The organism is Stutzerimonas stutzeri, from assembly GCF_000935215.1.
In the GTDB taxonomy this organism is placed as follows: Bacteria; Pseudomonadota; Gammaproteobacteria; order Pseudomonadales; family Pseudomonadaceae; genus Stutzerimonas.
The window spans coordinates 51,130-77,795 of the sequence record NZ_JXXD01000240.1 but is presented as its reverse complement, the minus strand read 5'-3'; the positions used below and the strand labels follow the sequence as shown (position 1 = coordinate 77,795).

Here is a 26,666-nt window from a genome sequence, read left to right as displayed (position 1 = left end):
GCTCCTTGGAATACGCGCAAAAACACGAGTCTAACTTAGATGGCGGTTTTCACTTCACCTGCACAGCCAGAACTTTTTCAATGGCATCACGGAAACCCGGCTTGTGGATCGTCCTTCTCTTCACATCCACCAATTCGCCCCTGCTGCCAATCGACAGCCCCACTAGGCCAAGCGACGCCGGATCAATCGCAGCTTTCAACGCTGCCAACTCAGCATCATTCAAGAGCGGCCGAGTGGAAACGGCTTGTCCCGCTGTGCTTCCCAGGATGATCGGTGCGCCACTGTACTTAGCCTTCCGCGACTCCTTGGCCTTGAGCGCCCGCAACTCTTTGGCGAGCAGCCTCACGCTCATGCGCAGTACTGGGTCTTGGATGTGTTCGATCCAATCATTTGGATCAGCCTTTGTCTTACTGGCCTTGGGAAGCGACACGAGTCTCCAAGACTGGATCAGTTCCCGGTAATGCGCGCCGGTCGCATTGACGATGGACTTTTCGCCGGGAACCGGCAGCCCACGGTCTTTGCCAAGGGTGATGATGGTCTTGTAGGAGAAGTCCGAGGAATGCCGCTCATGCAGCAGCCGGCACGCTTCGTTGATGGCTTCCAGGCTGCGCTTACGGCGGCTATCGCTGGCCTCGTTCATCAGCCGACCGTAGGTGTCCTGCGGCGAAACAAGTTGGTCACTCATTAATAGAAGCCTCGTGGGTCAACTGGCACACGCGATTGGGATTAGAGAGAAGCTGTTTGATCTCGGTCGAAATGCGCGTCAGCTCCGGCTCGTGAGCGTCGATGTCGAGCAGCATCAGGTCGCCCGAAAACAGGTCGTCGATCTTTTCCCAGGACCCTAAACGCTGAAGGAGAATCCGGTTCATCTCGTTGGCAACGACCAGCTTCTGTTCGTCATCAAGCCTGTACATGGTCGGTGCCAAGCCGTTGTTCTCGGCCATACGGTCGATGGCCTGGGCGATCAGCGGCACGGCGCGCGAGGGATTGGCCGACCGATAGATAGTCGCGTTCTGGCAGATTTCGGCCAGCAAATGGTAGTTGGTCTTGGACTCTTCAAAAGCGACACCGACTTCGGCAAGATCGCCACCGGCGATTAGTCTGACGCCATTCTCGCCTTCGCCGCTCTGCTCGCCTTCTTTGATGAGTTTCAGGCAGCCTTGGACATAGTGATTGAGGGCTGCATAGTCAGTCAGCAGGCCGTCGAGCTTCCCGGCGCTGAGTTGCTGGTTGGCGCTCGCCTGCTTTCGAATCGAGTGCTGAGTGTCCGGCTGATTGGCCTGGCAGGCGTCATACCAGTCCTGTTCAAGCCGACCGACCTCCGCCGCGTAGCTCTGAAAACGTGCGCTTTCCGCGTGAATCTCCAACGCGAGTTCGTTGGCCAGCGCCACCAGGCCGCCAAGGAACGGAACCCCGGTGACAAAGAACCGACATCGCGGGCAATTTTTCTGCCCGAGATAGCCCGCCTCGACAGGGGCATAAAGACTTTCAACTTTTCTCTCGGCCACAGCCTCGCCGCCGATTTGGCATGCAGCGCCTGACATGGGACAGATGCCGTGATCGAATACCACGCAGGCCGAGTTCGGCACGTCAGATTCGAGCAGCAAGCGATTTCCGTCCGTTGCAATCAGTTGATGGCGAAGCGGCTGTAATCCCTGTGTGCTTACCGCTTCGGCATGGCGCTGAGTTGAGATCTGTGCGGCCCGCTTCTCAGTCTCGCCCATGGTGCGGCGCATCTGATCGTTGTTCAGCCTGATGTAGTAGATCGTCATCACTAGCGAGGCATGACCAACAAGCTTGGAGATAAGGTGAATAGGCGCTTCGCCGTCTGCGATGAACGCCGTGATCAGACTGACACGCAGGCTGTGCGGTGTGTAGGGGCTGATATAGCGCTTATTGTTCGCTTTGGAGCCGGGACTTTCGCTGGCAAGGTTTTCGCCAGTGCGCTGAATCGTGTAGAGCAATTCCGGCAAAGTATGAGTGAAAGCCGTTGTGGTGAATGCCGGCTGACCCGAGGCGTCCGTGCGGAACAGAAAGCATTGGGTGCCACGTGCCTGCAAAATCTTCTCATTGGTTTCGGCACGAAGCTTGATATCAGACCAGCGCGTCGGCTCTTTCAGCGGGTTGTACTTGGCTTGCCAGTCTCGCAGCAAGAGGAACCAATAGAGCAAATCATCAGGAATCCACTCAACTTCGTAGCCACCCTCCTGGCGTCCGGTCTTGTTGGTAGTCACATAGAGCTTTGGCGCGCCCTTGTCGCCGCGCTGTACCGCAGCCTGCGGGCGACGCTTCTTGCTCCCTTTCCCAGCCAGGGGGCCGATGTTCTTCTCCCAGCGAACACCGCCATGCTCAGCATCGAGAACGGCTATCTCTTTATCTGCCTCGCCGCTGTCCAGCCAGAGAATCTGTTGGCCGCGCAGCGCAAAACGCAACAGCGTGTAGAGCGCCACAAAACGAACAGGCGACCAAATCTGATAGCTGTTCACGACTTCGCGCTTGTCTTTCATCTTGCGGTCAGCCTTGACCACGCGCCAGATGCAGTTCGGATCGTCGCGGTCGATCAGCGACTCGTCCACATAAATCCAGTCGGCGCGGGTCGCAAAGAAGTCTTCTAGGTGCGGCAAATCCCTCAGGCTGGGCCTAGTCTGCAATACCTGTTCGCCGTTCGGCACGAGGAAATTGCGCGCCCGGAGAATGTATTCATAACCGAGCGGCGGCTTGGTGGACTGGTTGGGCCGGTAGGCCTGCAAGCTATCTGCAAAGCCGGCCAGCAACGTTTGAAAGGGGTTCCGGAACTCAGCAAGCACAATGCGCTCGTCCGCGTCGGCATCGGTGCAGTGTTCATCCAAAAGCCAGCCGAAAAAGGCCGTGATAGCAGCGTGATAAGGCCTTTTTAGGGACTCGGCTTGGGCCTCGATGAACTGATGATAGGCCTCGATGGGGAATGGATTAGCGCGTAGCAGCAGGTACCTGGGTTCGTCGGGAAACCTCTGAACCCGATAGAAACCGCCCACAAAAAACCTGATCGCGGATTTCTTTGTGGAGATGTTCGTTTGGGTCTTCAGCCACCGCTCAACATTTGCCCACATAAGTGGGTAGTCGGCTAGCGCAGCGCTAGGATTGTCATTACCGAGGAACTCGTACCAGTCCACCCAGCCAGCGTCGGCATAGATCTTACCGGGCCTGGCCGGCAGCCGCGGGTCTTCGCTGTAGCGGCTATTGTAGTCGGGCTGATTCTTGATGCCCAGCGCCTGGGCTGCCGCCTGGGCCTCGGCGTAGGTCGGGTAAAAGTCGGGCCGTTCATTACCTAGGAACTCGTACCAGTCCATCCAGCCGGCATCGGCATAGGTTTGGCTGGGTCTGGACGGCAGCCGCGGGTCTTCGCGGTAGCGCTTTTTATAGTCGGGCTGATTCTTAATGCCCAGCGCCTGGGCTGCCGCCTGAGCTTCGGCGTAGGTCGGATAGAGGTCGGGCCGTTCATTGCCGAGGAAGTCGTACCAGTCAATCCATCCAGCGTCGGCATAGACCTCATCGGGGGAGTACGGCAGCCGGGGATCTTCGCGGTAGCGCTTTGCGTACTCGGACTGCCTCTTGATGCCCAGCGCCTGGACTGCCGCCTGGGCCTCGGCGTAGGTCGGGTAAAAGTCGGGCCGTTCATTGTCGAGGAAGACGTACCAGTCAATCCAGCCGGCGTCGGCATAGAACTGACTGGGGTTGAACGGCAGCCGCGGGTCTTCGCGGTAGCGTATTTTGTAATCGGGCTGGTTCTTGATGCCCAGCGCCCGGACTGCCACCTGGGCCTGGGCGTAGGTCGTGTAGAAGTCGGGCCGTTCATTGCCGAGGAAGTCGTACCAGTCAATCCAGCCGGCATCGGCATAGAACTCATCGGGGCTGGACGGCAGTCGCGGGTCTTCACGGTAGCGCTTGGTGTACTCGGGCTGCCTCTTGACGCCCAGCGCCCGGGCTGCCGCCTGGGCCTCCGCGTAGGTCGTGTAGAAGTCGGGCCGTTCATTGCCGAGGAAGTCGTACCAGTCAATCCAGCCGGCGTCGACATAGAACTGACTGGGGTTGGACGGCAGTCGCAGGTCTTCGCGGTAGCGTTTTTTGTAGTCGGAATGCTTCTTGATGCCCAACGCCTGGGCTGCCACCTGTGCCTCGGCGTAGGTATAAAAATTCTTCTTGGTTGGCATCGGCATCAGTCCTTGGTCAAGGGTCGTGGGAATCATCTGCATACTGCAAGCGCAGCCGCTCCTCCAGGTCTCGGAGACTCTGGCGCATTTGCGCTGTCGTGGGCTGCGTGTAGGTCTGACTCGATGTGATCGACGCATGGTGCATGGCGTTTTTGATCAACAGCGGGGCGGCGCCACCCCGAGCCAGGCGCTGGCCATAGGCATGACGGTGGCCGTGCGGGGTTGTGCCCTCGATCTTCTCGTACGCTAACCCGATTCTCTCAATACCCAACTTGTGAGCCTTGCGGAACATTCGGTGTGAGTAAGGCTGACCGTCGCGGTTGGTAAAGGCATAGGGATGACCTTCGCTGGCCTTCGGCTTTAACCGCTGTTTCAGGTGATAGTCACGCCACAACTCGGCAAAAATCTGCCCGGCTTCATGGGGGAAGAAGAAGACCTCGAAACAGCGTCGGTGCGGGTCGGTTATCAGGCCGTTCTTCCACCCGAGGAACAGCGGGTCGATCGCTTTGACCAGCCGGTTGCGGGGTTGCAGGCCGTATTGGCTTTGAAGGTAAACAGCGCGGTTGGACTTACCGCCAGGTGCCAGCCCGTATTCAGGGTGATAAATACGTACGATGACCTCCCCGGCCTCTAAGCTAACGTCATCACTCCAAAGCGTGAGCGCTTCGGACAGCCTCAATCCGCCGTAGTGCATGAGGTAGGTAATCAGGACATTTCGAAGGTCTATAGGCCCTCGTGAATCTCGTGACCGCCTGCGGAAACCCTCGCATACCAGCAGCTCGAAGTGTTCCTCTGGAAATGCCTTGGTGGGCGTTTGCCGTTCAACAGGCATCGTCCTTGAGCGCACGGCTCTGGACTGCTTCGTCTGCGACGTGGAACGCCAGAGGTGGGTAAGAAAGGCGTTATCTCTGCGGTGCGAATAGGCAGCCCAATTCAGCCGTTCCTCGTGCCTAGTCGCATGCCGCCAGTGATTGAGTTGCAGCTTGGCGTCTTCGTTGACGACAGCCAGCCAATCGCTAAATCGCGTGACATGGCCGATCAGCTTACCGGCATCGTCCGGTTGCCTTGGTTGCCACCACAGGCCTGAAGGGTCGCAGCTATTGGACACCGTGCCGGTGTAAAGCGCGTCCGAGAACGCCGTGAACAGCGCTCTCGGAGTGTCATAGAAGCCCTGGTTGGCCTCCATGTATTCCAACAGCAACTGCAACGCGAAAGTCGCAGACTCCTGCCAGGAACGGCTCTTGATCCGGTTCAGGTGCATGTATCGAGCGAACTGATCCAGAACGCCATGCTCGGTGACGATAACCGGCAGGATAATCTGAATGCCTGTCGAATCAGCCACAAAGGTTCTGAACTCACGATGAGACGATTCGAGGACAGTTGGCATGAGCGGCCCTACGATATTTCTTAGGTTTATGTACTCGTTTGGGGTAAATCTAGCTCTTAAACTCGTACCACCAAGCCCTCACCAAATAAATATCACGGATATCTATGCTGGATGTGGGCTTTTGAGTTGAGGTTTTGGACCACGTATCGGGGTAACTAATCACAGAAGGTACAGCTGTTCCAGGAACAACCATTGGTCACCGGCAGGATCAGCGAATGCGCCTCGCTGGGCGGCCGAAATACCGGCTCGATGTAGCGGATGGGAAACTCGCTCACGTTCATTGCGTCCACGCCTGTTCAATCTTCACGCTGCCGCCAATTCAGTCACGCTTGCGCTTGTTGCCCATGCGTACGCCGATATCCATGAGGAACTGGAAGAAGCCGTCCTGATCTTCCAGCACGTTGCTCCAGAACGGCGAGTGGTACAGCGCCACCGCACCATGCACCAGCGCCCAGGCGGCGCAATAGTGGAAATACGGCGGCACGTCTTCCAGCTTGCCTTCGGCAATACGGCCTTTGATCAACTGGGTCAGATGTTCGAAGTTGGAGGCGCGGATGCTGTGCAGCTGCTCGACCATTTCCGGCACCTGATTGCCCTTGACCACTTTCTCCTCGAGGCGGTCGAACAGCCGATAGCGCTGCGGGTCGCGCATGCGGAACTCGAAGTAGGCGCGCGAAAGCGCTTCCTTGTCGCGGTCCAGGTCGGGAGAGTGGAGGATCTGGTTCAGGTCGCGCTCGTAGTCCAGCATCAGCCGCAGGTAGATTTCTGCCTTGGACTTGAAGTGCTTGTAGATCGTGCCTTTGCCGATACCGACCGCATCGGCAATCATCTCGACAGTAACGCTGTCCTCTCCCTGGTCGAGAAAAAGCTGCAACGCGGTATCGAGGATTTCCTGTTCGCGGCGACGAAATTCGCGGACCTTACGAGGTTCATTCTGCATAGGAAGGCTGCTTGAGGTGAAAAACGAGGCAGCCATTATGCCTAACCGGTCATGAAATGCACGGGACATCCAACCATGATTCAAATAAATGACGAATTCCCGCAAATAGTCGGTTTGCGATATCTGAACCATGCTGCCGTCGCTCCCTGGCCCAGGCGGGCCGCTCGGGCCGTGAGCGCCTTTGCCGAGCAGAATGCAACCTTGGGCGCGCGAGACTACCCCGAATGGCTCACGGTGGAACGCAGCCTGCGCCAACGCCTGACGCGACTGCTCAACGCGCCGAGCAGTGCCGATGTGGCGCTGGTCAAGAACACCTCCGAAGCGCTCTCATTCGTCGCCTTCGGGCTGGACTGGAAAAGCGGTGATCAGATCGTGATCAGCGACGAGGAGTTTCCGTCCAATCGAGTGGTCTGGGAGGCATTGCGGCCGCTCGGCGTGAAAGTCATTCAGGTCAGTCTCAAGGGTGTCGATCCCGAGGCTGACCTCCTTGCAGCGTGTGGTCCTCGGGTACGCCTGATGTCGATCAGCGCCGTGCAATATGCGAGCGGCATGCGGTTGGATCTTCCGCGCCTGGGCGAAGGCTGCGAGCAACGCGGCGTGCTTCTGTGCATCGATGCAATCCAGCAATTGGGCGCCTTGCCCTTCGATGTCCAGCAGAACCGTTGCGCCTTCGCCATGGCGGATGGTCACAAGTGGATGCTCGGCCCGGAAGGACTCGGTGTTTTCTATTGTCGCAGCGACCTACGCGAGCAACTGAAACTGCACGAGTACGGCTGGCACATGCTGGAGCACGCCGGCGACTACGACCGTAGCGACTGGGAGCCCGCACGCAGTGCCAGGCGGTTCGAGTGCGGCAGCCCGAACATGCTGGGGGCAATGGCACTCGAAGCCAGCCTGTCGCTGCTGGAGGACGTGGGGATGGAGCAAGTCGCCCGATCGCTGGACGAGCGAATCGAGTGGCTGACTCACGGGATCAGCAAGCTGAAAGGAGTAGAAACCCTCTCGCCAGGCCAAGCGGAGAGACGCTCCGGCATCGTCACGTTCCGCCTCGACGGCTGGCCCAATGCCGCTCTGTTCGAGCGACTCAAGACTGAACAGGTGGTGTGTGCACAACGCGGCGGCGGCATTCGCTTCTCGCCACATTTCTACACGCCGGAGCACGTCATAGACGAAACGCTAGGCCTTTTGCATGACCTGGCTGCGCACTGAAGGCGATCAGCCAGCGAGACTTGTATTCCAAATGCGTTTAAAAATCAGGGAAATCCGCCGGCAAACCCGCGGAGCAGCGTTAATACTTGAGTAACTGGCCGGGCAATCCCCCCACTGCCCAGCCAGATGAGGTCGCTAGGATTGCGATTTCATACTCCTAATGGTCTTGGCCCGGCTTCCCTGGAAACCGGGTTTTTTTTGCTCTCAGGTCTGGGGCTGCGCCAGCAAACGAGTCCGCAGCCGGTAGCACAGCCAGAGAAACCCGACCCAGACCGGAATCGCGAACACCGACATGCGGATGCCGGGTAGCCACAGCATGATGATCAGGATCCCGCTGACGAAGGCCAGGCACAGGTAATTGCTCAGCGGGAACCAGAACGCCTTGAAGCTCGGCTCAACGCCCTGGCGCTGCATGGCACGACGAAATTTCAGGTGCGCAAGGCTGATCATCGCCCAGTTGATTACCAGCGCAGCCACAGCAAGGGACATCAGCAGTTCGAGCGCGCCCTGCGGAAACAGGTAGTTCACCGCCACGCAGAGCAGGGTAACCAGGGCCGAGACGCCCACCGCTAGCACCGGGACACCGCGGGCATTGATCTTCATCAGGCTGCGCGGCGCATCGCCCTGCTCTGCCAGGCCGTACAGCATGCGGCTGTTGCAATACACGCCGCTGTTGTAGACCGAAAGCGCAGCCGTCAGCACGACGAAGTTCAGCAGATGCGCCGCCGCATCGCTGCCGATCAGCGAAAATATCTGCACGAAGGGGCTACCGCTGTAGGGGTCGCCCGCGGAGCCCAGCGTCTGCAACAGCGCGTCCCAGGGATACAGCGCCAGCAGCACCGTCAGCGCGCCTATGTAGAAGATCAGAATGCGATAGACGACCTGATTGATCGCCCTGGGAATCACGGTTTTTGGCTCCGCTGCTTCTGCCGCCGTGATGCCGACCAGTTCCAGTCCACCGAAGGAGAACATGATGATCGCCAGCGCCAGCAGCATGCCGCTGAAGCCGTTGGGGAAGAAGCCACCGTGCGTCCACAGGTTGCTGATGCTTGCCTGCTCGCCCCCCTGGCCACTGACCAGCAGGAAAAGCCCGAGCAGGATCATGCCGACGATGGCGGCGACCTTGACGATGGCAAACCAGAACTCGGCCTCACCGAAGGCCTTGACGTTGCTGAGATTGATCAGATTGATCAGCACGAAGAACGCAGCGGCTGTGGCCCAGGCGGGAATATCAGGCCACCAGAACTGTACGTACTTGCCGACCGCCGTCAGCTCGGCCATGCCCACCAGCACGTACAGCACCCAGTAGTTCCAGCCGGAAAGGAACCCCGCATAACCGCCGCCATATTTGTGTGCGAAATGGCTGAACGACCCTGCGACCGGCTCCTCGACGATCATCTCCCCCAGCTGGCGCATGATCAGAAAAGCGATGAAGCCACCGATCGCATAACCCAGGATCATCGACGGGCCGGCACTTCTCAGAACTCCGGCCGAGCCCAGGAACAGTCCCGTTCCAATCGCTCCGCCCAGGGCGATCAGCTGGATATGGCGATTCTTCAGACCGCGCTGGAGCGGTCCGGTGTGCAGCGTTTCAGCGGTCATACGCCACCTTGTGGATCTTCAGGGCAAGAAAAGCGCCGCTCGTGTCGGCGAGAAAGAAGGCAGCGCACCGGACGTGCTGGAAAGCATCAATCCTGCGCGGCGGCGACGTCAGCTGCGCACCCGGGCCAGCGGGAACAATGTCTTGAAGTTGGCAGTGGTTTGCTCAGCCAGCGCCTCGAACGGAACGCCACGCAACTCCGCAACAAACTCGGCGACCTCCCGCACATACTGCGGCAGGTTGGCTTTGCCACGGTGGGGAACCGGCGCCAGATACGGCGAATCGGTTTCGACCAGCAAGCGATCAGCCGGCACTCTGCGGGCCACATCGCGCAGCGCATCGGCATTTCGGAACGTGACGATCCCCGACAGAGAGATATAGAAACCGAGATCAAGCGCAGCCTTGGCCATGTCCCAGTCCTCGGTAAAGCAATGCAATACACCCGCCTGCGGCAGCGCCGCCTCACGCAGCAGATCCAGCGTATCGGCGCGGGCAGCCCGGGTGTGCACGATGACCGGTTTGCCGGTCAGCCTGGCTGCTTCAAGATGCAGCCGGAAGGACTGCTGCTGCATCTGCGCAGCTTCGGGCTCGTAGTGGTAATCCAGACCGGTTTCACCAATGGCAACCACATGCGGGTGCTGGAGCTCGCCAAGCAACCAGTCCAGCACCGGCTGGCTCGTCGGCTCGAGATCCAGAGGATGAACACCGATCGAGCAATCCACGTCGGCATAGCGCTCGGACAGCGATCTGACCGCCGCTGCGTTGTCGGCGCTAACGCCGATGCAGAGGAAATGCCCGACACCGCGCGAGCGCGCAGCGTCCAACGCGGCATCCAGTGAACCGTCATGTGCGGTCAGGTCGAGTCGGTCAAGGTGACAGTGGGAATCTACCAGCATGAAATGCACTACTTGCTATCGCGAAAAAGGGGCGATTGTAGAGCAAATGGCCGGTTGTCAGGAAAGGCCAACGAACACCCTGCCGTCTGGCGAGGGATGACGTTCAGTGACTCAGAGCGTTACATCGTGTGGGTCGGGCGGTCGGATTTGAGCGCACCGGCCAGATAGGTTTCGATCTTGTTGCGTGCGGTACTGTCGCCTTCGTTGAACTGCACGCCAATTCCCGCGGCGCGACTGCCCTGGGCACCCTTTGGGGTGATCCAGACGACCTTGCCGGCAACGGGAATCTTTTCCGGCTCGTCCATCAGGTTGAGCAGCATGAACACTTCGTCGCCAAGCTTGTAGCTCTTGTTGGTCGGGATGAACAGACCCCCATGCTTGATAAAGGGCATGAACGCGGCATAGAGCACCGACTTGTCCTTGATGGTCAGGGACAGGATGCCATTACGCGGACCAAGATTTGCTGGCAGGCTCATGCGGTGTTCCTAACGAAAATTCCAGTCGATTCTAGCCCGCGCCGGGCAGCGTTGCCCACTGCACCAGCAGCGCTTCGAGAAGCAATACACGGTTGAGGTTGGCTTTGCCTAGCACTTTCTGCCGATGTTCGAGCAGCCAGTCCTGCAGCGCCATCACTTTGTGTTGCGCTGACTTCTGCGCAAGGTACTGCAACACCTTCTGCATATCGGCTGCACCGAGCTCAGCATCATCACCGGCCATCTGATACCGCAGGATCAGATGCGTCCACTCGCAAAACCAGTCGAACAGCAGGATCAGCGGCAGCGCATTCCAGCCCTCAGCCAGCTGACTGGGTGACTGTTGCTGCTTGAGCAGCTTCTTCACGCTGTCGACAACCTGCGCGCGCAAGTCCAGTACTTTCTGCTCATGCAACTTCAAGGCGGCCAGAGGTGACCCCGCCGCCAGTGTCAGTAGCTGCTCACGCAGCTCCGCTGCCAGCTCGGGGAGCTGTCCAGCCAGCCAGTCGAGACTCTGTTGCCGTCCCGGCAGAGGGCAGGCCTGCTGCACGCAACGGCTCTTGATGGTCGGCAACAGGCGACTCGGCTGGTGACTGATGAGCAGCAGTACCGTATCGCCGGAGGGCTCCTCAAGGCTCTTGAGCAATGCGTTGGCCGCATTGAGATTCATCGCCTCGGCGGGCTCCAGCAGTATCACCTTGCGGCCACCCAGCTGCGCAGTCTGGGTGACGAAGCCGACCAGATCACGCACCTGGTCGACCCGTATGGCCTTGTCGACCTCTTCCGGCTCGAGGATGTAATGGTCGGGGTGCGTATGTGCAGCCAACAGCTGACAAGCCTTGCATTCACCACAGGCCGTGGCGTTTACGGGCCGCTGGCAAAGCAGCAACGCCATCAATTGCTCGGCTAGCTGCCGCTTGCCGATGCCGCCAGGACCGTGCAGCAGGTAAGCGTGAGCATGCTGCGTACGACCTGCCAGCTGCCGCCAGAGCTCCGCCTGCCAGGGGAGGACGTCAGCCATCGAGGCGCCCCATCAGGTCGGGAATCAGGGCCTGTACATCCTGCTGCACGACATTCAATGGCTGCCCTGCATCGATGATTCGATAGCGCGACGGCGCAGCCTTGGCGCGCTCCAGATAGGCGCGCCGTACCGATTCGAAAAAGCGGAGGCCTTCCTGTTCGAAGCGATCCAGACGACCGCGCGCCGCAGCACGGGCCAGCCCCACCTCGACCGGCAGGTCGAAGATCAAGGTCAGATCAGGTCGCAGCTCACCCTGCACGAAGGCTTCCAGCTGGGCGATCCGCTCGATAGAGAGCCCTCGACCCCCGCCCTGATAGGCATAGGTGGCATCGGTGAAACGATCGCAGAGCACCACCGCCCCGCGCTCCAGTGCCGGGCGTATGACCTGCGCGAGATGCTGAGCACGTGCGGCGAAGACCAGCAGCAACTCGGTATCCACCGCCATCGGCTCGTCGGCCGGGGTGAGAAGCAGCTCGCGGATACGCTCGGCCAGCGGCGTCCCGCCGGGCTCACGGGTCAGCACGACATCCACGCCACATGCGCGCAGGCGCTCGGCGAGATATTCACGATTGGTGCTCTTACCGGCCCCTTCAGGGCCTTCGAGGGTCACGAAGAGCCCTTTCATTGTACGTTTCCGTTGTCCGCCGGTGCCTGCCGTGGCGGCGGGCTGGAGCGGTAGTCGGCACGGCGCTTGAGCTGATACTCGCGCACCGCACGGTTGTGCTGATTGAGCGTATCGCTGAAAACATGGCTGCCATCGCCACGGGCGACGAAGTAGAGACTGGTGCCATCCGCCGGATGCAGCGCGGCGTGGATCGCCTCGCGCCCGACCATCGCGATCGGGGTCGGCGGCAGGCCGGCATTGGTGTAGGTATTGTAGGGTGTCGGCGTGCGCAGATCGGTGCGGGTGATCCGGCCCTTGTACTTCTCACCCATGCCGTAGATAACGGTTGGGTCGGTCTGCAGCAGCATGCCCCGCGCCAGCCTGCGCACAAAGACGCCGGCAATCTCTCCACGCTCGCCGGGCACGCCGGTTTCCTTCTCGATGATCGAGGCCATGATCAGCGCCTGATAGGCGTCCTTGTAAGGCAGGCCTTCGGCGCGCTGCTGCCACTCCTCCTCGAGGACCTGCTCCAGCCGGGCGTAGGCACGGCGCAAGAGGTCTGCATCGGATGTGCCACGGGTGAAACGATAGGTATCTGGGAAGAAGCGCCCTTCCGGGTGCTGGCCAGATGCACCTATGCGCGACATGATTTCGGCATCAGTCAAACCATCCAGGGTTTGCTCAAGCTTGGGCTGATTCTGCAGGGCGCTACGCAACTGCCGGAAGTTCCAGCCCTCGACCAGGGTCAGACTGTGTTGCACCACTTCGCCACGCTGCCAAAGCCCGATCATGTCCCGCGCCGTCATAGTGGGGGACAGGCGATACTCGCCGGTGTGCAAGCTCTGCCCGGACAGGTTCAATCGCCAATACAAACGCAACCAGAAGGCATCCTCCAGTACGCCTTCGGCCTCCAACCGCTGAAGCACGCCACTGGGCGTATCGCCCGGACGCACGTCGAGCAGCAGGGCCTCGTCGGTAACGGCCAGAGGCTGCTCGAGCGCAGCATGCTGTTTCCAGGTGAACAGCCCGAGCGCAATCGCCGCCAACAGCAACCCTGTCAGCAGCAGAACAAGAATTTTACGGATCACGAATCACTCAACAGGTCGGCGACAACGGACTGCAGTTTACGGGTCAGCGGACCGACGGGCCAGACGCACTCGGCCAAAGCTGTCACGGGCCAGATGCCGTAAAGGCTGTTGCAGAGGAATACCTCATCGGCCTGCACAAGCTCGGCATAGCTGATGTCGTCGATCACGACCGGGAGCCCGTGCTGTGCTGCGCGCGCAATGATCTCCGCACGCATGACCCCAGCGACTCCGCAACGCGTCAGCGGCGCGGTACGCAGTTTGCCGGCTTCCACGATGAACAGATTGCTGAAAACGCCCTCCACCACCCGGCCGGACATATCGCGCATCAACCCTTCCGCGTAGACCGGATCATGCCACTCGGCACGCGCCAACACCTGCTCCAGGCGATTCAGATGCTTGATGCCGGCGAGTCGCGGTTGCTCGGCAAGCCGGGTCTCGCACGGAAACAGCCTGATGCCGGTTTCAGCATGCTGTGGCGGATAAGCTGGAGAGGACGAGCCTAACAGCAGACGCTGCGGCTGACACGGCTGTGGCGTTGCATAACCACGCTGTCCGGCGCCACGCGTGACGATGAGCTTGGCGACGCCCTGCCCCAGTGCCCGGCAGAAGCGCATCAGCTCATTGCGCAGCAGATTTGCATCAACGGGAATGGCGAGGCGCTCACACCCATCTTGCAGCCGCTGCAGATGGCGTTCGACCAACCGCGCCTGGCCACCTGCGACGCGAATAGTCTCGAACAGCCCATCGCCGTAGGCCAGTCCTCGATCATGAATGGGCAGCCCATCACAGGGCTCCCCGTTCAGCCAGCTCAATGTCACTCGGCGAACCGGCGGAATACCAGCGAACCGTTGGTTCCGCCAAAACCGAACGAGTTGGACACCGCCACTTCGATCGGTCGGGGCTTGGCCTCGTGCGGAACGAAATCGAGGTCGCAGCCTTCATCCGGCTCATGCAGATTGATGGTCGGCGGCGCGACCTGATCACGAATAGCCAGAACACTGAAGATCGCTTCCACCGCACCGGCAGCACCCAGCAGGTGGCCGACCATTGATTTGGTCGAACTGACCGACAGCTCATAGGCGTGATCACCGAATACGCTGCGAATAGCAGCAGCCTCGGCCTTGTCACCTGCGGGAGTCGAGGTGCCGTGTGCATTGATGTAATGCACCTGATCGACATTCAACTGGGAGTCCTTCAGCGCATTGCGGATGCAGCGCGCAGCACCGGCGCCGTCGTCGGGCGGCGAGGTCATGTGGAACGCATCGGCGCTCATGCCGAAACCGATCAGTTCGGCGTAGATGTGCGCCCCCCGGGCCTTGGCATGCTCCAGCTCCTCCAGCACCAGCGCACCGGCACCATCGGAGAGGACGAAACCGTCGCGCCCCTTGTCCCAGGGCCGGCTCGCAGCCGCCGGGTCATCGTTGCGGGTGGACAGTGCGCGTGCTGCCGCAAAGCCTCCAATACCAAGCCCACTGGCAGCCATCTCGGAACCGCCGGCCACCATGACATCCGCCTCGCCATAGGCAATGTTACGGGCGGCCATGCCAATGCAGTGGGTGCCCGTGGTACAGGCGGTAGCGATCGCATAGTTGGGGCCCTGCAATCCCAGATGGATCGACAGGAAACCAGACACCATGTTGATGATGGAGCCCGGCACGAAGAAGGGAGATATACGCCGCGGACCTTGCTCGATAAGTGCCTTGCAGCTGTTTTCGATATTGGTCAGGCCGCCGATACCGGACCCCATCGCGACGCCGATGCGCTCCCGATTGGCGTCAGTGACCTCCAGCCCGGAATCACGCACCGCCTGGAAACTCGCGGCAAGGCCGTACTGAATGAAGAGGTCGAGCTTGCGTGCCTCTTTTGCCGGCAGATACTGCTCGACATCGAAGCTTTTGATCGACCCGCCAAAACGAGTGGAATAGGCAGAAAGATCCATGTGCTCGATCAGGCCGATACCACTGCGGCCGGCGAGAATTCCCTGCCAGCTGCTTGGCACATCGTTACCCAGTGGCGATAGCATGCCCATCCCGGTGACTACGACGCGTCTACGCGACACAGCGATTACTCCTATACCTAAACGTACTTGGCTCGGTTCCCGCCAAGACAGGAACCATCCCCGGTTGGGTGCAATGGAGCCCCCGCGACCTGGATGAATCCCTCTCAAAGAAAAGCCGCACTACCTCGTTCAAAGGCAGTGCGGCTGTTCCTGTTTCTGAAGCAGATTACAACTTACTGCGCGTGCGCGTTGATGTAATCGATGGCTTCCTGAACGGTGGTGATCTTCTCAGCTTGCTCGTCCGGGATCTCGGTCTCGAATTCCTCTTCCAGAGCCATCACCAGCTCAACGGTGTCAAGAGAGTCGGCACCCAGGTCTTCGACGAAGGAAGCACTGTTGGTTACTTCCTCTTCTTTAACGCCAAGTTGCTCGGCAACGATTTTCTTGACGCGTTCTTCGATGGTGCTCATACCTTGTTTTCACTCCTATGGAAAAATCAGGCAGCTGGTTTGCGCGGTAGTGTATAGAAAGCGTTTTCCGCATTTCAAGCTGGAAGCAGGCAAGCATGACGCCGCCTTCAACCTTCTGTCTATAAACCAGCTGCGGTTTTATAGCTAATTTAAAGACAGCCTCTAAGACTGTCCTCCTGCGTCGGGCGTCACACTCAGCTCATGTACATGCCGCCATTCACCGGAACGGTAGCACCGGTGACGTAGGCAGCGCCGTCCGAAGCGAGAAACGCAACGACCTTTGCAATTTCTTCGGCCTGACCGAGACGCCCCAGGGGAATCTGCCCCACGAGCGCATCACGCTGGGCTTCCGGCAACTCGCGAGTCATGTCGGTATCGATGAAACCAGGCGCCACGGAATTCACCGTGATACCACGAGAACCGACCTCACGAGCCAATGCACGGCTGAAACCCTCCAGACCGGCCTTGGCTGCCGCGTAGTTTACCTGTCCGGCGTTGCCCATGGCACCAACCACCGAACCGATATTGATGATTCGACCCCAGCGAGCCTTGGTCATGCCGCGCAGCACGGCCTTGGAAAGGCGATACAGGCTATTCAGGTTGGTGTTGATGACGTCATGCCACTCATCATCCTTCATGCGCAGCATCAAGTTATCGCGGGTAATACCGGCATTGTTGACCAGAATTGCCGGCTGTCCGAGATGCTGCTGAATGTGCTCAAGAGTGCTGCTGACAGATTCATCGTTGCCAACATCGAGCACCAGCCCAGCGCCTTCGATACCGTTTTCCTTCAGTGTCTCGGCGATGCGCTCGGCGCCGGTTGGCGTGGTCGCAGTACCAATTACGATCGCGCCCTGGCGGCCCAACTCAAGGGCAATGGCCTGGCCAATACCGCGGCTCGCGCCGGTTACCAACGCCACCTTACCTTGCAGATTCATAGCATTCTCCTTGTTCAAGCCAATGCGGCACGAGCGGCCGCGAAGGCCTCGGGGGTATCCAGATTGTAGGTGCTGACGCCCTTGACGCAGCGTTTGTTGAGGCCCGACAGAACCTTGCCGGGTCCGCACTCGACCAGCGAGGTGACGCCACGGTCTCCCAGAGCAACCATGGACTCGACCCAGCGCACCGGACTGTAGAGCTGTGCCAGCAGATCACGCTTGAGCACTTCCAGATCCGCGACGACTGCTGCGCTGACGTTCTGCACCAACGGAATCTGCGGCGCTTGCCATTCGATCGACTCCACCGAGGAAGCGAAGCGTTCGGCAGCCGGACGCATCAGATCGCAATGAGAGGGGACACTCACCGGCAAAGCCATCGCACGCTTGGCACCTTTGGCCTTGCACGCTTCGATCGCGCGCTCTACCGCCGCCGCACTGCCGGCAATCACCACCTGACCCGGAGCGTTGAAGTTGACCGCACTGACCACCTCACCTTGCGCGGCCTCGGCACAGGCGGCCAATACATCGGCATCTTCCAGCCCGAGAATGGCGGCCATGCCGCCCTGCCCGGCCGGCACTGCCTGCTGCATCAATTGACCGCGCAATTCAACCAGCTTGATGGCGTCAGCGAACGGCAGGCTGCCCGCCGCCACCAGAGCGGAGTACTCACCGAGGCTGTGTCCGGCAACGAATGCGGGCTGCGCGCCGCCTTCTGTCTGCCACAAACGCCAGATTGCGATGGAGGCGGCAAGAATCGCCGGCTGGGTCTTGTCGGTCTGATTCAGCTGTTCTTCCGGACCGGTCTGGGTCAACGCCCAAAGGTCGTACCCGAGCGCCGAAGATGCCTCGGCAAAAGTATCGACGACCACGCTTTGCTGGGCACCCAGCTCGGCCAGCATGCCAAGGGACTGAGCCCCCTGACCGGGAAAGACGAAAGCAAGTGATGCGGACATGAAACGACTCTCTTGTGGTTCTGTTCGTCTGAAGAATACGCCAGGGACCGGCGTCGCGAATTTCAGTTGGATGGCTGGCCACCACCTGCGGTCACATCATCCACATCATCGTACGGATGAGGCGGCCGCAGAAAATGCCCCAGCCTGCTCCTCAGTTGCCCAGGGAGATCATGCTCGACATCCTGCGCCGCGCGCCGGATCGCTGCTTTGAAGCCGTCCGCGCCGGCACTACCATGACTCTTGACGACAATTCCCTGCAGCCCGAGAAAGCTCGCACCGTTGTACTGAGCCGGATTGAGATCCGCCCGCAGACGGCGCAACAACGGCAATACGACAGCACCGACAATGCGCGCGCCAAGCGAACGCTTGAAAAGCGCCTCGACTCTGGCGACCAGCATCCCAGCCAAGCCCTCGCTGGATTTGAGCAATATGTTGCCGACAAAGCCATCGCATACGACCACGTCGGCTTCACCGCGATACAGACCATCCCCCTCGATGAAGCCCTGATAGTTGAGATCAGCGGCCTGCTGCAACAGCAGCGCGGCTTGCTTGACCTGCTGATTGCCCTTGATCTCTTCGGTACCGACATTCAGCAGCGCGACCCTAGGCTGCTGTCGTCCCAGCGATTCGGCCGCCACAGCCCCCATGACAGCAAACTGGAAAAGCTGCTCGGGTGGGCAATCGACATTTGCGCCCAGGTCCAGCAGCAGGCATGGGTCAGCCTGCGTAGGGAGCGCTGTCACCATCGCCGGCCGATCGATACCTGGCAGCGTTCTCAGAACCTGGCGCGCCAATGCCATCAGCGCGCCGGTGTTACCGGCGCTTACACAAGCATTGGCTTTACCGTCGCGAACCTGCTCGAGGGCAATACGCATGGAAGAGCGTGGCTTGCCACGCAAAGCCTGAGCCGGGCGTTCAGCCATACCAATGATTTCAGACGCATCGACGATTTTCAGGCGCGAACGATCGACCCCAGGATGCTGGGCGACAAGCTGTTCGAGAAGGGAAGATTGGCCGACAAGGACCAGATGCAGCGAGGGGCTTTCAGCCAGACAGGACAGACTGGCAGGAACAATGCAGTGGGGACCGAAGTCCCCACCCATTGCATCGATCGCGATGACCGGAGCGGACAAGGATTACTCGTCAGCGCCCTTGTCGATCACCTTGCGACCACGGTAGAAACCGTCCGGGGACACGTGGTGACGCAGGTGAACTTCACCGGTGCTCTTTTCCACGGACAGAGCGTTCGGCTCGAGAGCGTCATGGGAACGACGCATGTCACGGGCGGAACGGGATTTTTTGTTCTGCTGAACAGCCATTTGGATCAACTCCTAAACGTTTGGGTCACGCTTTAACTGCGCCAGTACGCTGAACGGGTTGGACCGCGTTACCTCGTCCTCACTCGGTTCAGGCTCATCTGGCCCAACCGGCGGCTGGCAAATTTCAGGGTCATGGAGTGGAACAATCGGCAGAGCGAGCAACAGCTCGTCTTCGACCAGCGCCAGCAGATCCAGAGGATCCTCTCCCACTTCCAGCACGTCATACCCTTTGGGCAGGTGCTGGCTGCTCGCCCCTTCATTCACAACCGCGTAATCGCACTCGCTGTGAATCGGCAGAACAACCGGCTCCAGACAACGCTGGCAAATCATTTTGACTTCAACGTCGAGCTGACTACGGATAACCGCAGTACGCTGCTCGTCGCGCCCAAAGGCAAAACTGGCGCGCACCACACCCTGATCATCCTCAAGAGGATCGGCGAGCCGCTTCAGCTGCGACAATTGCAGCTCACCGGCTAGGGTGGCCGCTCGGTCGGCTAGCTTGCGCGGATCAACGTGCGGTGGTATCGGTCCTTTCAACATAAGCGCGGCATTCTAGGGACGCGCCCGCAGCCTGTCAAAGGAATTCCGCCCAGCTTCACGACGCAACGCATACAATCTCGCACCTATATATAAAGGAGGAATCATGCGCCGCCTGCTGCTTGCATCCAGCTCACCCTATCGACAGGAATTGCTCTCCCGGCTGGGACTACCGTTCGAAAGCTGCGCCCCGGATATCGATGAAACCTATCTACCCGGAGAAAGCGCCGAACAACTCGTAAACCGACTCGCCGAGCAGAAGGCCAGAGCACTTGCCGAGCAGTATCCGAATCACCTGATTATCGGCTCCGATCAGGCTGCAGTATTGGACTCGAAGATTATCGGCAAACCGCACACGTTCGAACGGGCAAAACAGCAACTGCAATCCGCCAGCGGCAACAGCGTCCGATTTCTGACCGGACTGGCGCTCCTCGACAGCGCGACAGGCAGAATTCAGACCGACTGCATACCGTTCACCGTACACTTCAGAGAACTAGATGAAGCCCGAATCGAGCGCTATCTGAGAATCGAAAAGCCCTACGATTGCGCGGGCAGTTTCAAGGCTGAAGGATTAGGCATCAGTCTTTTCCGCGCCACCGAAGGCGAGGACGTTACCAGCCTGGTAGGCCTTCCGCTCATCCGCCTGGTGGACATGCTACTGAACGCAGGCTACGACGTTCCGTGAGCGCGAGCCGGCTGCTATCGCAACACCGGCCCCTGCACCCCAACCAGAACAGCCAAGCGTTCGGCGACGCCAGCACCAAGTTTCTTGGTAAAACGATCCAGCGGCGACTCTTTGACAGTGAAGTCCACCAGCTCGGGCTCACCGATCACCTCGCGCGCGACATGCGCCGCACTTCCCAAACCATCGATCAGCCCGAGCTCCAATGCCTGCTCCCCAGACCAGATCAAACCTGAGAACAACTCCGGATGCTGCTCCTCCTGAAGGCGATCGCCGCGACCACGCTTGACGCTGTCGATGAACTGCTGATGGGTGGTAGCCAGCACGCCTCGCCAGAACTGGGTCTCCTCAGGCTTTTCCGGCTGGAACGGATCCAGAAAAGCCTTGTGCTCACCCGCCGTATAGACACGCCGCTCGACGCCGAGCTTTTCCATGGTTTCAACGAAGCCAAAGGTGGCCGCGGTTACACCGATCGACCCCACCAGACTGGACTTGTCAGCATAAATTTCGTCCGCGGCGCTAGCGATGTAGTACGCACCCGACGCCCCCAGGTCGGTAATCACCGCATAGACCTTGATGGTCGGATATTCGCCGCGCAAACGCCGGATTTCGTCATATATATAGCCCGACTGCACCGGACTGCCCCCCGGGCTATTGATTCGCAGCACCACACCCTTGGTATTGGCGTCCTCGAAGGCCGCCCGCAAGGCACCGACGACGTTATCGGCGCTGGCAGGCTCTTCATCCGCGATCATGCCGCGCACATTGATGACCGCCGTATGACTACCCTCCGCGCCCTTGCTGGAACCAAACTGCAGCGCCGGGGAAAACAGGGCCAGCGCGCCGAACAGGTAAATGAAGGTCAATAACTTGAAGAAGATACCCCAGCGCCTAGCGCGCCGCTGCTCCTGAACCCCTGCAAGCAGCGTCTTCTCCAGCAGCTTCCAGCTGTTACGATCATTCTTGGACTCGTCTACCGGAGCCTTCCACTCATCCGACATTTGCATTCACCTCAGAAACCGCCAAGGAGCGCAGCCAATCACCAAGCTCCGAAAAATGATTGATCACAGTGCGCGGCTTGCACTGCTGCAGGATGTGCAGTGGTTGTGCGCCATAAGCGACAGCTACGCCATCCACACCCGCGCGATGAGCCATCTGCAGGTCAAACACCGAATCACCGACCATCAGCGCCTGCTCCGGACGAGCACCGCAGTGAGAAAGAATCTGGTGAATCATCAGCGGATCGGGCTTGCTTGCCGTCTCGTCCGAACAACGGGTGATATCGAAGAAGTCCTCCCACCCCTGCCCAGCCAAAACGCGATCAAGGCCGCGACGCCCCTTTCCAGTCGCGACAGCGAGCATATACCCGGCGTCACGGAACTCGGATAGCGCCTTGGCGACTCCCGGATAAAGAGCTGAAGGCTGGGTCTCCAGGGACAGATAATACTCGCTATAGCAGTGACGAAAATCCTCGATCAGCGCGACATCCGCCTGATCCGGATACAACACGCCAATCGCTTCCGGCAAGGCCAACCCGATGATGCCTTTGACCGAGGCATCATCGACCTCCGGCAAACCACAATTTTGCGCCGCAACATGTATCGACTCGACAATACGCCCGATCGAGTCGACCAGCGTGCCATCCCAATCAAATATCAGAACCCGGTACTCACTCACCGAGACGCTCCAGCGTTCGCGCCCACATTTCGTCGACGGGCGCCTCCAGGGATAACTCACCGCCATCAGGCAGCGGAACCTTCAGCGCGTATGCATGCAGGAACAATCGCTTGCCGCCTAGCTCGCGAATCTCGCGAGTGAACTCCTCATCACCGTACTTGCTGTCGCCGGCGATGCTGTGCCCGGCATGGCGCGCGTGCACACGAATCTGGTGCGTGCGACCGGTAACTGGCTTGGCCTCCACTAGTGTTGCGAAGTCACCAAAGCGACGAAGCACGCGAAACAATGTCAGCGCTTCCTTGCCATCCTCGGTCACCTCGACCATTCGCTCACCAGAGCGCAGCGTGTTCTTCAGCAACGGCGCATTGACCTGCTTCTTCGAGGTTTCCCAGCGGCCACGCACCAGAGCCATATAACGCTTGTCTACACCGTCACCGCGCAACGCCTGATGCAGGTGGCGCAACATGCTGCGCTTCTTGGCGACCATCAGCAGACCGGAGGTATCGCGATCCAGTCGATGCACCAATTCAAGCTCCTTGGCGTCAGGGCGCAGCTGCCGCAAAGCCTCGATCACCCCGTAGCTGAGCCCGCTACCACCATGCACAGCTATGCCGGCCGGTTTATTCAGTACGATGAGCGCCTTGTCCTCGTGCACGATGGCCTTTTCCAGCCTTTCCAACAGTCCTTGAGCAAGCGGCTCAGGCTCGTCGCGCTCGGCTAGGCGCAGCGGCGGCACGCGCACCAGATCACCGGCTTGCAACTTGTACTCAGGCTTGATGCGCCCTTTGTTCACACGCACCTCGCCCTTGCGCAAGATGCGGTAGATCAACGTCTTGGGCACGCCTTTGAGCTGGTTGCGGAGAAAGTTATCAATGCGCTGGCCGGCAAGTTCCGGCGCGACCTCGAGTATTTGCACACCGGAGGTCTGGGAGGGGGTATTGGTCATCGCGGCATCATATCAATTTTCATGGAATTGAAGCACTTAAACATTGCTGTTATAGTCGCGAACGCCGCCAAAAGCGGTCAGGTCCAGGGATGCCAGCGATACCGCCAACCCAGACCGGCAAAAAAATGTTCTAGGACGTGAGGCCGTCCGACGGAGCTTCCCTCAAGTAGCGGAGAAGTTGCGAAACAAGCCTTGAAGACATGATGCGTGCCCCCTATGGGAATCGCGATAATCGACAACCCGCTCCCCGGATTCTGCGAGCGGCACCCGATTTTCAAAGTATGCGTGTTGGGTGGAGATGCACAGCATCGGATTGCGTAGCAAAGGCTTTCACAGACGCTTCATTCCGTCCGCTACCGATGCCTGATTCCTCCTCCCGAACCATTGCTTCTGTTCCGACAGCAAGCAGGAGACGTCGTCGCGACGCCGGCCCATTTGGCCGCACATCGCTGGACACTGGAGTGCTTTACAACCATTCCTGACTCACCTGACACCGACCGCGAGAGTCGTGTGTGCCGAACGCCGTTTCCGGATGCCACGGAAACCGACGGTACTACATGAAAAGAATGCTAATTAACGCAACTCAGCCCGAAGAGTTGCGTGTCGCACTGGTCGACGGCCAACGTCTGTTCGATCTGGACATCGAATCAGGTGCCCGCGAGCAGAAAAAAGCCAACATCTACAAGGGCAAGATCACCCGCGTCGAGCCTAGTCTCGAAGCTGCTTTCGTCGACTTCGGCGCCGAGCGCCATGGCTTCCTCCCCCTCAAGGAAATTTCTCGCGAATACTTCAGCAAGTCGCCTGAAGGCCGCGTGAACATCAAGGACGTCCTGCGCGAAGGCCAGGAAGTCATCGTTCAGGTCGAAAAAGAAGAGCGCGGTAACAAAGGCGCTGCACTGACCACCTTCATCAGTCTAGCCGGCCGTTATCTGGTCCTGATGCCGAACAATCCGCGTGCTGGTGGCATTTCGCGACGCATCGAAGGTGAAGAACGCAATGAACTGCGTGAAGCCCTGAATGGTCTCGATATCCCCGCTGACATGGGTCTGATCGTCCGCACTGCCGGCCTGGGCCGCTCCAGCGAAGAGCTGCAGTGCGACCTCGACTATCTGTTGCAGCTCTGGACCGCAGTCAAGGATGCGTCCCAGGATCGCCCCGCGCCATTCCTGATCTATCAGGAATCCAACGTCATCATCCGCGCCATCCGCGACTACCTGCGCCAGGACATCGGCGAAGTGCTGATCGACAGTGTCGAAGCACAGGACGAGGCATTGAGCTTCATCCAGCAGGTGATGCCGCAGTACGCCAGCAAGATCAAGCTGTACGAAGATTCCGTACCGCTGTTCAACCGCTTCCAGATCGAAAGCCAGATCGAGACGGCCTTCCAGCGTGAAGTAAAACTGCCTTCCGGCGGCTCCATCGTCATCGATCCGACCGAAGCACTGGTATCCATCGACATCAACTCGGCTCGCGCCACCAAGGGTGGCGACATCGAAGAAACCGCCCTGCAGACCAATCTGGAGGCAGCCGAGGAAATCGCCCGCCAGCTGCGTTTGCGCGACATCGGCGGACTAATCGTCATCGACTTCATCGACATGACCCCGGCCAAGAACCAGCGCGCAGTCGAGGAGAAGATGCGCGAAGCACTGGAAGCCGACCGTGTACGTATCCAGGTCGGCCGCATCTCGCGCTTCGGTTTGCTGGAAATGTCCCGCCAGCGTCTGCGCCCCTCTCTGGGCGAGACCAGCGGCATCGTCTGCCCACGCTGCAACGGCCAAGGCATCATTCGTGACGTCGAATCGCTGTCGCTGGCGATTCTGCGCCTGATCGAAGAAGAAGCCCTCAAGGACCGCACCGCCGAGGTTCGCGCCCGCGTGCCGTTCCAGGTTGCAGCATTCCTGCTCAACGAGAAACGCAACGCGATCACCAAGATCGAGCTGCGCACCCGTGCGCGCATCTTCATCCTGCCGGACGATCACCTGGAAACGCCGCACTTCGAAGTTCAGCGACTGCGTGACGACAGCCCAGAAATCATGGCAGGCCAAGCCAGCTACGAAATGAGCCCGACCGAGGCCGAAGAAGCTCAGCCGGTCAGCTCCACACGCACCCTGGTTCGCCAGGAAGCGGCGGTCAAGACCGCACCGCAGCGCACCGCACCGGCGGCAGCCGCCGCAGCGCCAGCCGAAGCACCCGTTGCCGCGCCGGTGCAGGAACCAAGTCTGTTCAAGGGCCTGATCAAATCCTTGGTCGGACTGTTCGCAGGCGAGACGAAAGAACCGCAAGCCACAGCCGAAGTCGAGAAGAAGCCCGCCTCGCCGCGCCCACAGCGCAATGACGAGCGCCGCAGCGGACGCCAGCAGAACCGTCGCCGCGATTCGCGCGGTGGCCGTGATGAGGAGCGCAAGCCGCGCGAAGAACGTCAGCCCCGTGAGGAGCGCCAAGCTCGCGAGGAGCGTCAGCCCCGCGAAGAGCGCCAGCCGCGCCCACCACGCGAGGAACGCAAACCCCGTGAACAGGCCGAAGTTGCCGAAAGCCAGCCGCGCCGCGAGCGAGCCCCACGCGAGGACCGCAAGCCCCGCGAGGAGCGCAAGCGCGAACTGCGAGCACCAATCGACGAAGCTCCGATCGCTGTAGCAGCAGAAGAAGAGCAGGCCGAGCGGCAACCACGCGCCCCGCGCGAAGAGCGCAAGCCGCGCGCCGAACGGCAAGCCCCGGTAGCCGCCGATGAGCTGCTGCAGCAAACCGAGGATGCGAACGAAGCCGAGGACACCCAGGACTCCAACGAGGGCAGCGAAGGCAACGACGGCGACCGCCCACGCCGCCGCTCCCGCGGCCAGCGTCGTCGCAGCAATCGCCGTGAGCGTCAGCGTGACGCCAACGGTAACGAAATCGACGAGGTCGACGAGAGCAACGCCCCGGTGAAAACCGAGGAAATCGCCATAGCAGCAACAGCCGCCGCCTTGGCCGCGAACACCGCCGACACCGAAGCGGCTCCACAGGCCAAGCTCGCTGATGACGCCGTGATTCAAACCAGCACCGATGGTGTAGCGACGATTGTCGAGCATGCGCCAAGCGTGGAAAGTACGGACGAGCAGCGCACTGTGGCCGAGCAGTCGATAGCTATCGAAGCTGCAGACGAGACATCGACACACGCTGCCGAAGTTGCGCCGAGCGAAGCACCACAGGTCGTCCAAGCCAACGACACCCCACAGCCTGCCCCGGAGCCGGTGGTCGAGAAAGTCGAAGTCGCACCGACCCTGGCGCCAGTACTGACGCCTAGCGGACGCGCGCCTAATGATCCGCGCGAGGTCCGTCGCCGTCAGCGTGAAGCCGAGCGTCTGGTCAAGGAAGCGGCAGAAGCCGACGCCAAGGCCGCAGCGGAGCAACCTCTGGCCAGCCCGGAGATCGTCGCCAGCGAGCCAGTCGTCGAAGCGCAAGTTGAACAAGTTGCGGAGCCGGTGCCTGCCGACGCCCAGCCTGAGCAGTTCGCCGAGCCAGTCACCACCCTCCACGAGCAGCCGCTCGCCGAGGCTGACGAGTCCGCCGAACAAGCACAGGTGTCGACCGCTGAAGTAGACGAGCAGAAGCCAGAAGCACCGACAACTGAGGAAGTGGTTCAGCCATCACCCCAGGAGTCGGAACAAGCTGCAGAAGGTGACCAGCCAGATAACCGTGAGAAGCCGCAAGGCTAAACACCGCTGGCCAAAAAAGGGATGCTTCGGCATCCCTTTTTTTTT

Annotated in this window: 24 protein-coding genes and 1 pseudogene; 3 read left to right on the top strand and 22 right to left on the bottom strand. The window is 60.0% G+C overall.

All coding sequences use genetic code 11. The features are described from left to right. Positions 1 to 49 precede the first annotated feature (49 nt). From gmtX to LO50_RS20580, 5 genes and pseudogenes are all read right to left on the bottom strand, one after another. Positions 50 to 685: a gamma-mobile-trio protein GmtX gene (gene gmtX / locus LO50_RS20595; RefSeq protein ID WP_044316194.1), complete on the bottom strand. Its 636-nt coding sequence runs from the start codon at positions 683 to 685 to the stop codon at positions 50 to 52. Continuing rightward, entirely contained in the window at positions 678 to 4,190 is a 3,513-nt protein-coding gene (gene gmtZ / locus LO50_RS20590) for a gamma-mobile-trio integrase GmtZ (RefSeq protein WP_044316207.1), read from the bottom strand. Before gmtZ ends, gmtX begins: the two co-directional genes overlap by 8 nt. A 16-nt stretch (positions 4,191 to 4,206) precedes the next feature. Beyond that, positions 4,207 to 5,577, bottom strand: a complete 1,371-nt coding sequence (gene gmtY / locus LO50_RS20585) for a gamma-mobile-trio recombinase GmtY (RefSeq protein ID WP_044316193.1) — start codon at positions 5,575 to 5,577, stop codon at positions 4,207 to 4,209. A gap of 158 nt (positions 5,578 to 5,735) precedes the next feature. Then, positions 5,736 to 5,858, bottom strand: a pseudogene (locus LO50_RS24335) (radical SAM protein); the annotation flags it as partial. Positions 5,859 to 5,896: 38 nt separating this feature from the next. Beyond that, positions 5,897 to 6,517 carry a TetR/AcrR family transcriptional regulator gene (locus LO50_RS20580; RefSeq protein WP_003299617.1) on the bottom strand — a complete coding sequence of 207 codons (621 nt, stop codon included), beginning with the start codon at positions 6,515 to 6,517 and terminating at the stop codon, positions 5,897 to 5,899. Positions 6,518 to 6,592: 75 nt separating this feature from the next. On the opposite strand from LO50_RS20580, the gene LO50_RS20575 reads away from it, so the two are divergent. Further along, positions 6,593 to 7,726 (top strand): aminotransferase class V-fold PLP-dependent enzyme, encoded by a 1,134-nt coding sequence (locus tag LO50_RS20575; RefSeq protein ID WP_044316192.1) that lies wholly within the window; start codon positions 6,593 to 6,595, stop codon positions 7,724 to 7,726. Between the two features lie 204 nt (positions 7,727 to 7,930). On the opposite strand, the gene LO50_RS20570 is transcribed toward LO50_RS20575, so the two are convergent. The 14 genes from LO50_RS20570 to LO50_RS24330 form a co-directional block, all read right to left on the bottom strand. Next, positions 7,931 to 9,328: an amino acid permease gene (locus LO50_RS20570; RefSeq protein WP_044316191.1), complete on the bottom strand. Its 1,398-nt coding sequence runs from the start codon at positions 9,326 to 9,328 to the stop codon at positions 7,931 to 7,933. A 108-nt stretch (positions 9,329 to 9,436) separates the two neighbouring features. Continuing rightward, positions 9,437 to 10,222, bottom strand: a complete 786-nt coding sequence (locus tag LO50_RS20565) for a TatD family hydrolase (protein ID WP_042922599.1) — start codon at positions 10,220 to 10,222, stop codon at positions 9,437 to 9,439. Positions 10,223 to 10,341: 119 nt separating this feature from the next. After that, entirely contained in the window at positions 10,342 to 10,698 is a 357-nt protein-coding gene (locus tag LO50_RS20560) for a PilZ domain-containing protein (RefSeq protein ID WP_003283656.1), read from the bottom strand. A gap of 31 nt (positions 10,699 to 10,729) precedes the next feature. Continuing rightward, on the bottom strand, positions 10,730 to 11,716 hold the full coding sequence (locus LO50_RS20555; protein WP_014820889.1) for a DNA polymerase III subunit delta': 987 nt from the start codon (positions 11,714 to 11,716) through the stop codon (positions 10,730 to 10,732). Further along, entirely contained in the window at positions 11,709 to 12,341 is a 633-nt protein-coding gene (gene tmk, locus LO50_RS20550) for a dTMP kinase (protein WP_041014478.1), read from the bottom strand. Before tmk ends, LO50_RS20555 begins: the two co-directional genes overlap by 8 nt. After that, entirely contained in the window at positions 12,338 to 13,408 is a 1,071-nt protein-coding gene (mltG, locus tag LO50_RS20545) for an endolytic transglycosylase MltG (RefSeq protein WP_044316190.1), read from the bottom strand. Before mltG ends, tmk begins: the two co-directional genes overlap by 4 nt. Next, the gene (pabC, locus tag LO50_RS20540) at positions 13,405 to 14,220 is read right to left on the bottom strand and encodes an aminodeoxychorismate lyase (RefSeq protein WP_023446715.1); all 816 of its coding nucleotides are present in this window, start codon (positions 14,218 to 14,220) and stop codon (positions 13,405 to 13,407) included. The genes mltG and pabC overlap by 4 nt, the downstream gene beginning before the upstream one ends. Positions 14,221 to 14,222: 2 nt before the next feature. Further along, complete coding sequence (fabF, locus tag LO50_RS20535) at positions 14,223 to 15,467, bottom strand: beta-ketoacyl-ACP synthase II (RefSeq protein WP_044316189.1); 1,245 nt, start codon at positions 15,465 to 15,467, stop codon at positions 14,223 to 14,225. 173 nt (positions 15,468 to 15,640) lie between these two features. Further along, a complete protein-coding gene (acpP, locus tag LO50_RS20530) occupies positions 15,641 to 15,877 on the bottom strand; it encodes an acyl carrier protein (protein ID WP_003283670.1) in 237 nt (78 codons plus the stop codon). 194 nt (positions 15,878 to 16,071) lie between these two features. Continuing rightward, on the bottom strand, positions 16,072 to 16,815 hold the full coding sequence (gene fabG, locus LO50_RS20525; RefSeq protein WP_042922585.1) for a 3-oxoacyl-ACP reductase FabG: 744 nt from the start codon (positions 16,813 to 16,815) through the stop codon (positions 16,072 to 16,074). 14 nt (positions 16,816 to 16,829) lie between these two features. Further along, positions 16,830 to 17,768 (bottom strand): ACP S-malonyltransferase, encoded by a 939-nt coding sequence (fabD, locus tag LO50_RS20520; RefSeq protein ID WP_044316188.1) that lies wholly within the window; start codon positions 17,766 to 17,768, stop codon positions 16,830 to 16,832. Positions 17,769 to 17,830: 62 nt separating this feature from the next. Further along, on the bottom strand, positions 17,831 to 18,901 hold the full coding sequence (plsX, locus tag LO50_RS20515) for a phosphate acyltransferase PlsX (protein ID WP_044316187.1): 1,071 nt from the start codon (positions 18,899 to 18,901) through the stop codon (positions 17,831 to 17,833). A 3-nt stretch (positions 18,902 to 18,904) separates the two neighbouring features. Continuing rightward, entirely contained in the window at positions 18,905 to 19,087 is a 183-nt protein-coding gene (gene rpmF, locus LO50_RS20510) for a 50S ribosomal protein L32 (protein WP_003293518.1), read from the bottom strand. 12 nt (positions 19,088 to 19,099) lie between these two features. Next, positions 19,100 to 19,627: a YceD family protein gene (locus tag LO50_RS24330; protein WP_014820897.1), complete on the bottom strand. Its 528-nt coding sequence runs from the start codon at positions 19,625 to 19,627 to the stop codon at positions 19,100 to 19,102. Positions 19,628 to 19,730: 103 nt separating this feature from the next. Between LO50_RS24330 and LO50_RS20500 the strand changes: the two genes are divergently transcribed. After that, positions 19,731 to 20,309: a Maf family protein gene (locus LO50_RS20500; RefSeq protein ID WP_044316186.1), complete on the top strand. Its 579-nt coding sequence runs from the start codon at positions 19,731 to 19,733 to the stop codon at positions 20,307 to 20,309. 14 nt (positions 20,310 to 20,323) lie between these two features. Here the strand turns inward: LO50_RS20500 and sppA are convergent, their stop codons facing one another. The 3 genes from sppA to rluC are packed head-to-tail and all read right to left on the bottom strand — an operon-like array spanning position 20,324 to position 22,929. Continuing rightward, the gene (gene sppA / locus LO50_RS20495; RefSeq protein ID WP_044316185.1) at positions 20,324 to 21,307 is read right to left on the bottom strand and encodes a signal peptide peptidase SppA; all 984 of its coding nucleotides are present in this window, start codon (positions 21,305 to 21,307) and stop codon (positions 20,324 to 20,326) included. Further along, positions 21,297 to 21,983 carry an HAD-IA family hydrolase gene (locus LO50_RS20490; RefSeq protein ID WP_044316184.1) on the bottom strand — a complete coding sequence of 229 codons (687 nt, stop codon included), beginning with the start codon at positions 21,981 to 21,983 and terminating at the stop codon, positions 21,297 to 21,299. Before LO50_RS20490 ends, sppA begins: the two co-directional genes overlap by 11 nt. Further along, positions 21,976 to 22,929 (bottom strand): 23S rRNA pseudouridine(955/2504/2580) synthase RluC, encoded by a 954-nt coding sequence (gene rluC, locus LO50_RS20485; protein ID WP_014820901.1) that lies wholly within the window; start codon positions 22,927 to 22,929, stop codon positions 21,976 to 21,978. The genes LO50_RS20490 and rluC overlap by 8 nt, the downstream gene beginning before the upstream one ends. A gap of 557 nt (positions 22,930 to 23,486) precedes the next feature. On the opposite strand from rluC, the gene rne reads away from it, so the two are divergent. Then, positions 23,487 to 26,621, top strand: a complete 3,135-nt coding sequence (gene rne / locus LO50_RS20480; protein WP_201775193.1) for a ribonuclease E — start codon at positions 23,487 to 23,489, stop codon at positions 26,619 to 26,621. The last annotated feature ends 45 nt before the right edge of the window (positions 26,622 to 26,666 follow it).